The sequence below is a fragment of the Syntrophorhabdaceae bacterium genome (genome assembly GCA_028713955.1).
Lineage (GTDB): Bacteria > Desulfobacterota > Syntrophorhabdia > Syntrophorhabdales > Syntrophorhabdaceae > UBA5609.
This window is the reverse complement of record JAQTNJ010000088.1, coordinates 1-12,108: the sequence shown is the minus strand read 5'-3', so window position 1 is coordinate 12,108 and position 12,108 is coordinate 1. Positions and strand designations below refer to the sequence as shown.

Annotated in this window: 12 protein-coding genes; 9 read left to right on the top strand and 3 right to left on the bottom strand. The window is 48.1% G+C overall.

Going from position 1 to position 12,108, the window contains the following annotated elements:
* The 7 genes from PHU49_09015 to PHU49_08985 all read left to right on the top strand — a co-directional run.
* Positions 1–306, top strand: a 306-nt coding sequence (locus tag PHU49_09015; protein MDD5244144.1) for a ferritin family protein, incomplete at its 5' end; no start/stop codon positions are given.
* A gap of 139 nt (positions 307–445) precedes the next feature.
* The gene (locus PHU49_09010; protein MDD5244143.1) at positions 446–1,285 is read left to right on the top strand and encodes a hypothetical protein; all 840 of its coding nucleotides are present in this window, start codon (positions 446–448) and stop codon (positions 1,283–1,285) included.
* 111 nt (positions 1,286–1,396) lie between these two features.
* Positions 1,397–3,055 carry an arginine--tRNA ligase gene (argS, locus tag PHU49_09005; protein MDD5244142.1) on the top strand — a complete coding sequence of 553 codons (1,659 nt, stop codon included), beginning with the start codon at positions 1,397–1,399 and terminating at the stop codon, positions 3,053–3,055.
* 234 nt (positions 3,056–3,289) lie between these two features.
* The gene (gene lepB, locus PHU49_09000; GenBank protein ID MDD5244141.1) at positions 3,290–3,970 is read left to right on the top strand and encodes a signal peptidase I; all 681 of its coding nucleotides are present in this window, start codon (positions 3,290–3,292) and stop codon (positions 3,968–3,970) included.
* A gap of 142 nt (positions 3,971–4,112) precedes the next feature.
* Positions 4,113–5,792, top strand: a complete 1,680-nt coding sequence (locus tag PHU49_08995; protein ID MDD5244140.1) for a tetratricopeptide repeat protein — start codon at positions 4,113–4,115, stop codon at positions 5,790–5,792.
* A 187-nt stretch (positions 5,793–5,979) separates the two neighbouring features.
* Complete coding sequence (locus PHU49_08990) at positions 5,980–6,528, top strand: hypothetical protein (GenBank protein ID MDD5244139.1); 549 nt, start codon at positions 5,980–5,982, stop codon at positions 6,526–6,528.
* Entirely contained in the window at positions 6,500–7,564 is a 1,065-nt protein-coding gene (locus PHU49_08985) for a DUF362 domain-containing protein (protein ID MDD5244138.1), read from the top strand. Before PHU49_08990 ends, PHU49_08985 begins: the two co-directional genes overlap by 29 nt.
* Positions 7,565–8,186: 622 nt before the next feature.
* On the opposite strand, the gene PHU49_08980 is transcribed toward PHU49_08985, so the two are convergent.
* Together PHU49_08980 and PHU49_08975 are read right to left on the bottom strand one after the other, a co-directional pair.
* Positions 8,187–8,429 (bottom strand): DUF3343 domain-containing protein, encoded by a 243-nt coding sequence (locus PHU49_08980; GenBank protein ID MDD5244137.1) that lies wholly within the window; start codon positions 8,427–8,429, stop codon positions 8,187–8,189.
* Positions 8,430–8,556: 127 nt separating this feature from the next.
* A complete protein-coding gene (locus tag PHU49_08975; protein ID MDD5244136.1) occupies positions 8,557–9,693 on the bottom strand; it encodes an aminotransferase class V-fold PLP-dependent enzyme in 1,137 nt (378 codons plus the stop codon).
* Between the two features lie 318 nt (positions 9,694–10,011).
* Here PHU49_08975 and PHU49_08970 point away from each other — a divergent pair, with 318 nt between their 5' ends.
* Together PHU49_08970 and PHU49_08965 are read left to right on the top strand one after the other, a co-directional pair.
* The gene (locus tag PHU49_08970) at positions 10,012–10,665 is read left to right on the top strand and encodes a hypothetical protein (GenBank protein MDD5244135.1); all 654 of its coding nucleotides are present in this window, start codon (positions 10,012–10,014) and stop codon (positions 10,663–10,665) included.
* A 40-nt stretch (positions 10,666–10,705) separates the two neighbouring features.
* Positions 10,706–11,428, top strand: coding sequence for an acyltransferase (locus PHU49_08965; GenBank protein MDD5244134.1), 723 nt, complete (start codon positions 10,706–10,708; stop codon positions 11,426–11,428).
* Positions 11,429–11,647: 219 nt separating this feature from the next.
* Here PHU49_08965 and PHU49_08960 read toward each other — a convergent pair.
* The coding region (locus PHU49_08960) for an electron transfer flavoprotein subunit alpha/FixB family protein (GenBank protein MDD5244133.1) at positions 11,648–12,108 on the bottom strand (461 nt) is incomplete at its 5' end.

The window sequence follows — 12,108 nt, the reverse complement described above, 5'->3', positions numbered from 1 at the left end:
GCAGCAGGTGAAAATCTTGAACATTCAGTCCTTTATCCTGAGGCAGCGCGTATTGCAGATGAGGAAGGTTTTGGCGAGATCGCCACGCTCTTCAGGGAGATCGCCAAGGTCGAGGTGCAACACGAAAAGAGGTACCGTGCCCTTATCGGCAATATCGAGAATGACAGGGTCTTTAAAAGAGATACGGTAGTGAAATGGAGGTGCAGGAACTGCGGCTATGTCTATGAGGGCAAGGAAGCACCTCAAGAGTGCCCTGCCTGCGCCCATGAGCAGGCCTATTACGAACTGCTGGCGGAAAATTATTAAAATTATCAACTTACAGCAATCAGCGTTCAGCGATCAGCAGGAAAGAGTTGCTGAGACTGACCGTTGGTTGCTGACAGCTGCAGTTTTGGTTTTTTCCTTGACAGGCCTCTTTTCCATCTGTTAGTTTTCTTTGCGAGTTATGAAGATAGCCGGAATACAATTTGCATGCTCTCCCGACAGAGAGAGAAATAACGAAAAGGCGCTGCAACTCCTTACTGTTGCGCTCAGAGAGGATGCAAAACTCATCTGCTTCCAGGAACTCTTCAACCTCCCGTGGTTTCCCAAGGACAGGGATGAAGATGCTCGGCGATTCGCTGAAAAGACTGATGGACCCACCATCCGGCTCTTCAAAAACAATCTTAAGGGAACCGACAGCGTGGTTATCCTCCCCATATTTGAAAGATCAGGACAGAAGTATTTTAATACTTCGGTCGTTTTCAATAGCGATAAAACGATCGGTACATACAGGAAACTTCATGTTACCGATATACCTCTCTGGGAGGAAAAATTCTATTTCTCTCCCGGTAACCAGGGACTCCCTGTCTTCCAGACACCTCATGGCGCTATCGGGGTACAGGTCTCCTGGGATAACTTCTACCAGGAAGGTATAAAGATCCTCAGGCTGAAAGGCGCCGATATTATCTTTGCCCCAACTGCCTGCGCCTTTAAATCGCAGCATATCTGGCAAACCGTGCTGTCGGGTAATGCCATTGCCAACGGCGTCTATATCATGCGCGTCAACAGGGTCGGGAGCGAGGCAACGCAGGACTTTTATGGTATGAGTTTTTGCGTCAATCCGGAGGGAGAGTTGGTCGGAGGACCGACGGGAAGAACCGACGGCGTGCTCCTCGCGGATATCGATCCTGAATACCTTCAGCATGTGCGAAGGGAATGGCCCATTTTAAAAGGGAGACGCCCCGCCTGCTATAAGGAGATCTTCATGGAGGCTCTATGGGAGAAGAACGATCACTCTGTGTAGTCTGTGCATGGAGAAAAGATTGTCAGAAAAAATTTTTAAGAAACAAGGATGTCTCACTCAGATGTCCCGATTACGCAAAAGATCTATCTATCAAGGACGGGAAACAACCAGATGATCAAAAGAAACATAGCGACGATCATAAGGGACGCATGTGAAGGTTGTAAAAAAGACGGCATCCTCCCTGTTAACACAGATATCAACCCCATCATAGAAATTCCCAGGGAAGAAGGGCACGGCGACTACTCTACAAATATCGCCTTCCTCCTCGCTCCGGTCCTGAAAAAAAATCCGAAAGAGATCGCGGAGATCCTTGTGCAGCGTATGGATTTCAACGCCGTCTGCGACAAGATCGACGTCGCGGGAAAAGGCTTTATCAATTTCTATGTAAAAGATGCCATCTGGCAAGAACGCTTGCAGGATGTATATGCGAACGGGATCGAAACCCTCTTCCCCGGAACGGGTCAGGGAAGGAAGGTTCTCATCGAGTTTGTCAGCGCAAACCCTACCGGTCCCTTGCATATCGGCCACGGCAGGGGAGCGGCTGTCGGCGATGTCCTCGCCAACATCCTTTCAAAAACCGGTTACGATGTAACAAAGGAATACTACATCAACGACGCCGGCAGGCAGATCAAGACGCTCGGCAGGTCAACGTTCCTCCGGTGGCAGGAGCTAAAAGGACTTCAGGTATCCTATGAACAAGATCTCTATCAGGGTGAATACATCAAAGACCTTGCCCGGGAGATCATCGATAAAAACATTGAGATCCCTCCTGCAGAGGAAGACGCCATAGCTTCTATGGCACGATTCTCAGGCAATGTCATCATGAACGGCATCATGAAGGACCTTGAAGACTTCGGCGTCTGTTTTGACAGCTATTACAGGGAGTCCGGGCTCTATGAAAGGGGCGTTATTGACGACACTCTTGCACTGCTTAAGGACAAGGGGTTCGCGTATGAGAAGGACGGCGCTCTCTGGTTTCAAACAAGCGCCTTCGAAAAGGACGAAGACAGGGTCCTGATCAAATCTGATGGGGAGAAGACCTACTTCACATCGGATATAGCATACCATCTCGATAAATTTGAACGTTCCTACGAGACGCTGGTCGATATATGGGGCTCAGACCATCACGGGTATATACCGCGCCTGAAGGCCGCGATCCAGGCACTCGGAAAGGACAAGGAAGACCTGAAGGTCATACTGATCCAGTTCGTTTCACTCCTGAAAGATGGAAAACCCGTCGGCATGTCTACCCGCGCCGGGGCATTCACTACACTCAGGGAGGTTCTCGACGAGGTCGGCAGGGATGCGGCGCGGTTCTTCTTTCTCATGAGAAAAAGCGACGCCCATCTCGAATTTGATCTCGATCTTGCCAGGAAGACCTCGAACGAAAATCCCGTATACTATGTGCAGTATGCCCACGCGAGGATCATGAGCATCTTCAGGAACGCCGGAGAGGAAGGCATCGGCGCTGATCAATTAAAAAAAGCCAATCTGCACCTTCTGACACAGGAGGACGAGATCAACCTCATAAAAGGGATCATTCATTTCCATGATGTCATCGAGGGATGCGCCAGGAGCTTCGAACCGCACAGGATCACCTTTTATCTTCTCGATCTCGTGGGAAATTTCCACAGCTATTATAATAAGACGAGGGTGCTCGGCGACGACAGGGAACTGACCCTTGCGAGGCTATTGCTTCTTCACATGCTCAGAGATGTAATTCGGTCAGGCCTTAATATACTCGGCGTATCAGCGCCGGAGAAGATGTGAGCTATACGCACACAGTTGACATATGAAAGCTGCCTGCGAAACATAGTATGCACTATAGGATATCTATGAATAACCAAACACCAATAACCAAGCTCCAATTAATCACCAATACCCAATATTCAATAACCAAACAAAAATTTGTATCATTTCTCGTTTGAATATTCGGTCATTGGGTATTGGGTATTAATTGGTGATTGATGTTTGGTTATTGGTTATTGTTAACACGGAGGTTTGATGAGTAAAAAACATAAAAATAGTGAAACACCGGCAGCCGATAACAAACCGGTAGAGCTTCAGAAGACAAAGAGCAAGACCAGGGAGTATATCGAATCCCTCATTATAGCGGCGATCATTGCCTTTTTCGTCCGCAGCTTCTTCGTCCAGGCATTCAAGATACCGTCAAGCTCCATGGAGCCAACGCTCCTTGTCGGTGACCATCTTCTCGTCAACAGACTGAGCTACGTTGTGAAAGTACCCTTTACCGACATTGTTATCTTCGAACTTGGCAAACCAGACCGGGGTGATGTCATTGTCTTTCGTTACCCCGTGGACAGGAGTAAAGACTTTATAAAGAGGGTTATCGCCAGGGAAGGTGATACTGTAGAGATCAAAGACAAAACTATCTATGTAAACGGGAAAAAGATGCAGGATCCATGGGGATACTATTCAAAGGAGCCTGTCATACCGGGCTATCTCTCTCCCAAAGACAATTTACAGCCCGTGAAGGTGCCCGGGGATTCTTATTTCGTCATGGGTGACAACAGGGACAGGAGTCTTGACAGCAGGTTCTGGGGTTTCGTGAGAAAGGAAGACCTTGTGGGAAAGGCCTTCATCCTTTATTTTTCATGGGACAAAAATTCGGACAACCCCCTGTATTATGTACGATGGCTCCGCATCGGCAGGGTAATAAGATAGCCGACAGCGATCAGCTTTCAGCCATCTGTTTCGATCATCGATCATCGATCATCGAATATCCAGCATCTGGTTCGCTATGAGCCATGAGCTATGAACTATCAGCTTAAGAGGGCTGTCAGGTTATGGATTTTCAAGGGCGCATATGGTATCATTTTATATAATGAAAAGATTCCTCATTATTTTACTTCTCACTCTCCTGCCGCTTCCGCTTTTTAGCAGCGATTACTCATCGTCGATCGAATTCTTCTTAAAGGGCTACAGGAGTGAACTGAGGGGCGACCATGAAGAAGCCCTGGCATATTACGGGGCGGCGTTGAAATTCAATCCTGATTCCGCCGAGATCAGGGCCGAGCTTGCCTTCCTTTATATCAAAAAGGGGGACACGGGCAAGGCAGAGGGACTGCTTAAAGAGGCAATCGAAATCAACCCCACGAGCCATGATGCCCTATTCCTTCTTGCCGGTATTTACTCGGCAAAAGGTGATTTCGCCAAGGCAAAAGCCCTCTATGAGAAATGTATTGCCCTCAATCCGGAGGATACAGAGGCCTATCTCTATCTCGGTTCCCTTTACATCGCAGAGAAACGCTATAAAGATGCATTGATTATGTATGAAAAGATACTCGAATACGACAGCGAAAATATTATATCCCTCTATTATACGGCAAGGCTGTCTGCCGAGATCAAAGACTATAAAAAAGCAAATACCCTCTACGATAAGGTCCTTGAATTAAAACCAAACTTTGAGCCGGCGATGCTCGATCTCGGCACGATCAATGAAATAGAAGGAAATTTCGAAAAGGCAATAGAATATTATCAGAAAGTGATCTCAATCAACCCCATGAATAAAAAGGCACGTTCAAGGATCGCTGCGATATTTATCAGACAAAAGGAGTACGATAAGGCAATCCACGAATTCGAAGAATTATCCGGTATCGACAGGGAGGACCTTTCCATAAGGACACGCATAGGGCTTCTTCACCTTGAAAAAAGGAGATTCGACGAGGCAATAAGGGAATTCAACTTTGTACTTACCTCTACTCCCGGCAACAATACCGTTCGACTCTACCTTGCCATGTCATGGAAAGAAAAGGGAGACCTGAAAAAGGCTATAGAGGAGTTTCTCAAAGTAGACCCGAAATCGGAGGAGTTCTCAAATGCGCTGAAAAACCTCGCATTTCTTTATATCAAGACAGGTAACCCGGATGACGGCATTAAAATAATGGAACATTACCTCGGCGAGGTAAAACCTACTGCTGAGATCTATATATTGCTGTCAATGCTTTACGAAGAAAAGATGGATTATGCAAAAGGTATCGCATCATTGGAAGAGGCGCGGAAGATCGAACCGAATAATATAGACGTTTTATACCAGATCGGCATGCTGCACGAAAAAAAGGGTAACACCGACATGGCACTGACGTTCATGGAAGAGGTATTGAAGATCGATGCTGAATATGCCAACGCGTTGAACTTTATCGGCTACACCTGGGCTGAAAAAGGGATAAAACTCGACGAAGCCGAGGCAATGATCAAAAAGGCCATTGTGAAGAAGCCCGACGACGGATATATTCTCGACAGCCTCGGATGGGTCTACTATAAAAAGGGCAATTATAACGGTGCGCTGACGGCAATACTGAAGGCCCACCAGTTGATGCCTGATGATCCGACTATTGCCGAACACCTCGGTGACGTTTATGCCGTTATGAAAGACAATACAAAAGCGATCCATTACTACGACAAGTCCATCCAACTGGAAAAGAAGGAAGAAAGAAAAAAGATCCTTGAGGAAAAGATAAAACAGCTCAAAGATAATAAGAAATGAAAAGCTCCATAATGCGTCTGAATAACCAATAACCAAACACCAATGACCAATTAATAACCAATATCCAATGACCGAATACCCAACAAATAGAAACGCAATAGAAAAATCCAGTTTGGTTATTAAAAAATTGGTTATTGGGTATTATTTGGTGATTGGTTATTGGTGTTTGGGCATTTTGAACTAATCGATGAAGACAAGAATCATCATACTCTGCCTTGCGATCCTTTTGAATGCCTGCGCAATGCTTCCGAAAAAGGCTGCCCGCTTCGCCTGGCCTGAACACATAAAATACGTTGCTGCCCTTTGTGAGCTCGACATGTCATGGAGGGGGATGACCTATTCCGGCACTATGTCTTTACGGGTTGATTATCCCGACGTGCTTCTTGTTGAGGTCTACGGGCCTTTTGGCAATACCGCCATGTATATCAAAAAGGACAGGAACGGCTTCCTGCTTGAGAACCAGGAGGTCAAAGAAACGGATGAGGGCAAGTTCGAGAAAGAATTCGGCATACAATTGAGCGACTTTATCGATGACATTACGATGAATAACACCAGGGAACCTGTCGGGAAAGGTTCTTCGATCGTTCAACGGAAGGGCTACACAGTGACCTACAGGCTTGATGATGAAAACACGGTATGCTGGCATGGCGCTGACGGCCATATCTGTATAGAATTTATTGAGGCATCTTTTGAGAAAGGACCGGGCCTTGGAAAAGGTACTTCTGCAGGCATGTGACCGCTATGACCAGGAGAGGCTGAAAGATTTTTTTGTAAAAGGCCTTCAGGCCCTCGGGCTCCGCATCGATAAGCAGGCGGTCCTTCTGAAGCCCAATCTTCTGAGCGGCAAAGCGCCTGAAAAGGCAGTCACCACCCACCCTGAATTCATCAGGGCACTAACCGAAATACTTCTTGATTACGGGTGTCAAATCACGATCGGAGATAGTCCCGGCTATGAAAAAACTAAAAAAGTCCTTGTAAATTGTAGAATTATGGATATTATTGAATACTATGGTTTAACTATATCTCCTTTCAATCGGAAACTAATAAAGGTTATTGATGGAATATCGCCATATAAGCGGTTCACTCTTGGCGAGGACCCAAAGGATTATGATCTTGTCGTCAACCTTCCAAAGCTTAAGACGCACGCGATGATGGGCTTGACACTGGGGGTGAAAAACACCTTTGGCTTCATACATTCCTTTGAAAAAGCACGGTGGCATCTGAGGGCAGGACAGGACAGGATGCTTTTTGCTTCAGCCCTCATCGATATCCACACCATAGTCAGCCCCCACCTGACGATCCTTGACGGGATCCTCGGCATGGACGGAGACGGTCCATCGAACGGAAGACCGCGGAATCTTGGGGTCGTTGCCATGAGCAGGAGCGCCTTCGTTCTCGACGACGCCATTGAGAAGCTCGTCCAGCCAGGCTACCCCCTCCCCATCACGGCGCTTGCCAGAGAGCATGGCCTCATCAAAAGCTATGAGACGGTTACTTATGGGGCCCCCGTGATCAAAGATTTCAGGATGCCCGGCACCATGGCTACCGATTGGAGCATCCCGCAGCCCATCAAAACACTTCTCAAGAACGCATTCGTCAAAAAACCAAAGATCATAAGTGCGGCCTGTAAACGATGCGGCGTTTGTGTAAAGGTGTGCCCTGCAGGGGCGCTGTCAACACGGCCGGATGAACCGCCTGTGTTTGACTACAAAAGGTGCATTCGTTGTTACTGCTGCCAGGAGATGTGTCCGGAAGGGGCCATCAGGATTTAACCTGGACCGGATGCTGGATACTGGTTGCTGGTCGATGGATACTCGTCACTGGTCGCTCGGCGCTGGATGCGGAATCAGCATAGCGTCACAACCGTGAGGAGCTTCATTCTTTATCGTCATCGCGAGGAGCGAAGCGACGTGGCGATCTCATCCCTTAGGTTTGCCTTACTCCATTCACGAATTACGAATTACGGGTTTCCTTGCTATTCACCATTCACCGTTCACTGCCTTTATTGCGGGGAAACATCCGACGTCGATGCTCATCCTAATATATCACTATAGGGCATCGGTGTCGGGCTTTCCTGTAGCAAACCGTCGTGAGGCGAGGAAGCTCGGTCTTTTGCGAAGCAAAAGTTCCGAAGCCGAACGCGAGCGATATGAACCAGCCCACACCGTTGGCGAGAGGGGGTGGCTCTGGCAGCTTTGCTGCTGGAGGGGGCGACGCAAGCCCCGGTAACAGCGCCGCAGGAGCGGAATGAGCGTGTTTGCGAGGGATGTCCCGACGACATGCTCATCCTCATGGAGTACAGTCCGGGATACATCATTTTCGTTATTCGAGGGTCCCACGAAAAGCGCGGCATGGCTAATTGTTTAGGATTTGGTGCTTAGAATTTCGAATTTCCTACGAGCTGTCAGCTATGAGCTTATATTCTTTCCCGTCATAGGAAACGCATTTGTCCATCCCGGTATCGTCGATATAAGGCTTTACGCCCTCCAGGTCGCCTTTCAATTTTATGCACATCCCGCAGTCTGAACTTAAGTTCCTCGGGACAGGAACAAGCTCGATCTCAACATTGTGTCCCTTCAATGCCTTCTCAGCCTTCAGAACGTCATGGATGGTAAAAAAAAGTAAGAAGTAAATCATATCAGTCTCTATCGTATATCGTATATCGTATATCGTATATAGTATATCGTAGGTCGTATATCGCAGAATAGTTGGCGGCAAGGGGTTTTTGCTTTTTGCGATATACTATATACTATATACTGTCGTCTCACGGACGTTTGGCTATTTCCCGTACCGCTTCAATGAATACAGCGACGTCTTCGTCTGTTGTAAAGTACCCGGGCGCGACCCTCACTGTGCCTTCCGGAAAGGTCCCTATCGTTCTGTGCGCCACAGGTGAGCAGTGCAGACCTACCCGCGTGTATATCGCCTGTTTATTGAGCTCGTAGCCTACTTCAGACGGCAATTTGTCCTCGATGTTGAAGGATATGATGGGTAACTGGCTATTATCATCCTTATTGCCGTATACGACAACCTGCGGGATATCTGATAATTCGTCAATAATAGATCGCCTCAAATCCTGTTTTCTTTTGATGATCGTTCCGATACCGGTCCTTTCTATAAAGCTTAAACCGCCGAGGAGCGCTGCAATCCCCGGCGTGTTGGGCGTGCCGGACTCGTACCGGTCAGGCAGAAACAAAGGCTGTTCAATAGACTCCGACCTGCTTCCCGTACCGCCGAATTTCAGCGGCATAAGCTCTATTCCGTTCCGTATATAAATGGCGCCAAGGCCCTGAATACCATAGAGCGACTTATGGCAGGAGAAGCAGAGTATATCGATATTGTCTGCTGCGATATCAACTGGAAATGAGCCTACTGTCTGGCAGGCATCGACGATGAGGGTAATCTCTCCGATAACCCTTTTTATCTCGCCAACCGGTTGGACCGTGCCGATTACGTTAGATCCATGGTTGATGATCACTGCCTTTGTTTCCTTGCGGACGAGCCTCTTTATATCCTCCGCGTCGAGTTTGCCATTGTGCGCACATTGGACAACAGAGAGGCGGATGCCTTTCTCTTTTTCAAGAAACGTAAGGGGCCGCATCACCGAATTATGTTCCAACGAGGTTGTAATAACATGGTCATTTTGCTTCAGGAGACCAAGGATGGCAAGATTTAATGACTCGGTCCCGTTCTGGGTAAAGAGAATCCGTTCCGAATCGCTGACGTTGAACAGGTCTGCAAGTTTTTCCCGTGCCTCAAAGATGAATCTTGCCGCATCAACGGAAAGGGTATGTCCGCTCCTGCCGGGATTGCCGCCGACATTAAGGACAAAGTCGTTGAGAAAGTCTATCGTCTCTTTCGGCTTCGGGAATGAAGTCGCCGCATTATCAAGGTAGATCATGTTTGTCTCCGATCAGCTCCACCCCATCCTCCCATCTCCGCATCCTCTCATCTTCCCATCTCCGCATCCTCTCATCCTCTGCTCTTCACCGTCTGTCACTATAATTCTTGTTTTCTATTTTAGAAAATTAAGTGCTGCATAGCAAATAGATAATTTGAATAAGTAATCATCTATTAATAAATTTATTTTGTTAATCATGAATGTCATAGAAAAAAGACACTAAATATGTTCAAATATAAACAGGCTTGTGCTTTTATGCTTTCAAGCTGACAGATGAAAAATTTGCACCAGGAACACTTACTAAACACGGTGAACAATATGAAATCGCAACACCCGCTGCCGGACCACTATTACGTACTGGCCGAAGAACTAAGTCCACTTACGGTCATGCTCCGTGAAGTGCTTCAGTACTACCCCTCTCCTGAAGGCAAACCACTGGAGGACATCTCGGGGCTCATCGACGAAATGAACCGTGTTCTCAAGCAAAATATCGAAGGCCTGGTAACGGCTACCGATAACCTCACGGCAGAAGTCCTGGCAAAAGAGTATGCACCGAGGGAAACCATCCGGCAGGCCGTGACCCGCATAGAAGAGCCGCTCCTCAATATGATAGCCTGCTACCATGATTTCTGGAAAAGACCATTTCCTGTTGGTTTGGAAGAGGGGCAGATGCTTTTTACTGCTATCCTTAAAAAACCGGTGGAAGAATATCTCGAACAGCTCGAAATGATCCTGTTCACCATCGACAACCCCGGCGAAGCGTCTGAGAAATATGGCATCAACAGCATAGCACTGAAGACCGTCTTCCACATCGAAGATACAGTGAACGCATTTCATGGATGGCTGAAAAAGACACATGGGTCCGGGATAAAGACCGGTAGAAGAGGTCTATGGATCTTGCTGCTCGCGCTATCCGCGGGGTTCGCGGTGGCGTTCCTGAGCATAATGAAACCGGATAAAACGGGCAAATAGTCAAAACACGCCAAAAGTAACCCTGCCGGAGGGGAAAATCATGGGTAAAATACTTAACCAAAGATTCGAAGAGATCAAGGTTATCGTCGATAAAGGCATCAATGCGAAAGGGACGGTTGAGATCCTGAAGGTTCTCGACGCGCCTCCCTATATCCGCGAACTTGTTGAAGAGCTTGAACTCTACAGCGAACTCCTTCCCCTGGGGCGTGAACACCCCTTCACGGCAGAGCAGCGCTACCTCCATTTCCTCTGGGACACATTTGACAAACTCCCTATATGCCTCTTTGTCAACTTCGCGATCCTTTTCAGGAGACTCATCGCTGAACATCTCTTCAAGAGATGCGGCACAGGGTTCATCGCCGAGGAAAATCTCAGATTCAACTTTGGTCAGAATATCGAGATCGGTGATTCTGCCTTTTTCAACCGCAATGTCTTCATTGATTCCAAGGGAGGGGTCGCTATCGGCAATTACGTTGGGCTTGCAGAAGACGTGAGGATCTTCACCCATACCCACTCGGAGGCATCCCACATCGTCAGAGAGTATCACCCCGTAGTGATCAAAGATTACGCAATGGTCTACACCGGTGCGGTGATACTGCCCGGAGTAACCATAGGCGAGCAGGCCATCGTCGCCTCTCATGCAATGGTCACGGCTGACGTCCCCCCGAATACCGTTGTCGCAGGGATGCCGGCAACAGTGATCAGGGAGAGGAAGACAGAGGGCAGGACAGGGGAAGACTTAGACCATCTCTGGCTCTACTAATTACAGCTCATAGCAAGACCGTATATCGTAGTTCGTATATCGTATATCGAAAAAACAACTCCATTTGCCGCTACCGGTGCAGCGCAATGTCATTGCGAGCCCGCAGGGCGCGGCAATCTATTGTCATTATCCTCGCTACGTCATGCTCATCTTCACGGGAGATCGGTGATTAAAAAAGGGGAGCCGAGGCTCCCCTGGTTCTTCTGATAATTTCCTTTGCTACTTACCGAGTTTGCTTTTGAATTTTTCGATGAGTTTCGGAACGACCTGTTTGTAGTCGCCTACTATACCGAATGTTGCCGCTTTGAAGATCGGCGCATCGGGGTCTTTATTGACCGCGACGATACAATCGGATGTCCGCATACCGGCGAGGTGCTGAATAGCACCGGAGACACCGCAGGCAATGTAGATCTTCGGCTTCACGGTCTTGCCTGTCTGTCCGACCTGGTGCTCGTACGGTATCCAGCCTGAATCGACTGCCGCACGGGAGGCCCCTACCGCGGCACCCAGTAAATCTGCCAGTTCCTTAATGAGGGTAAAGCCTTCTTCATTGCCTACGCCCCTGCCGCCTGTCACGATGATATCTGCCTCTACGAGGTTCACCGCCGTTGCCGACTGCAGGAACTCAAGGACCTTCGTGTTCAGATCAGCCTCTGCAACTGAAAAAGCCTCTTTTACCA

What these genes read in the sequence shown, in the direction of transcription:
- PHU49_09010 (MDD5244143.1), top strand. Translation starts at nt 446, where the DNA reads ATGAAGATAGCCGGAATACAATTTGCATGCTCTCCCGACAGAGAGAGA.
- argS (MDD5244142.1), top strand. Translation starts at nt 1,397, where the DNA reads ATGATCAAAAGAAACATAGCGACGATCATAAGGGACGCATGTGAAGGT.
- lepB (MDD5244141.1), top strand. Translation starts at nt 3,290, where the DNA reads ATGAGTAAAAAACATAAAAATAGTGAAACACCGGCAGCCGATAACAAA.
- PHU49_08995 (MDD5244140.1), top strand. Translation starts at nt 4,113, where the DNA reads ATGGTATCATTTTATATAATGAAAAGATTCCTCATTATTTTACTTCTC.
- PHU49_08990 (MDD5244139.1), top strand. Translation starts at nt 5,980, where the DNA reads ATGAAGACAAGAATCATCATACTCTGCCTTGCGATCCTTTTGAATGCC.
- PHU49_08980 (MDD5244137.1), bottom strand. Translation starts at nt 8,429, where the DNA reads ATGATTTACTTCTTACTTTTTTTTACCATCCATGACGTTCTGAAGGCT.
- PHU49_08975 (MDD5244136.1), bottom strand. Translation starts at nt 9,693, where the DNA reads ATGATCTACCTTGATAATGCGGCGACTTCATTCCCGAAGCCGAAAGAG.
- PHU49_08970 (MDD5244135.1), top strand. Translation starts at nt 10,012, where the DNA reads ATGAAATCGCAACACCCGCTGCCGGACCACTATTACGTACTGGCCGAA.
- PHU49_08965 (MDD5244134.1), top strand. Translation starts at nt 10,706, where the DNA reads ATGGGTAAAATACTTAACCAAAGATTCGAAGAGATCAAGGTTATCGTC.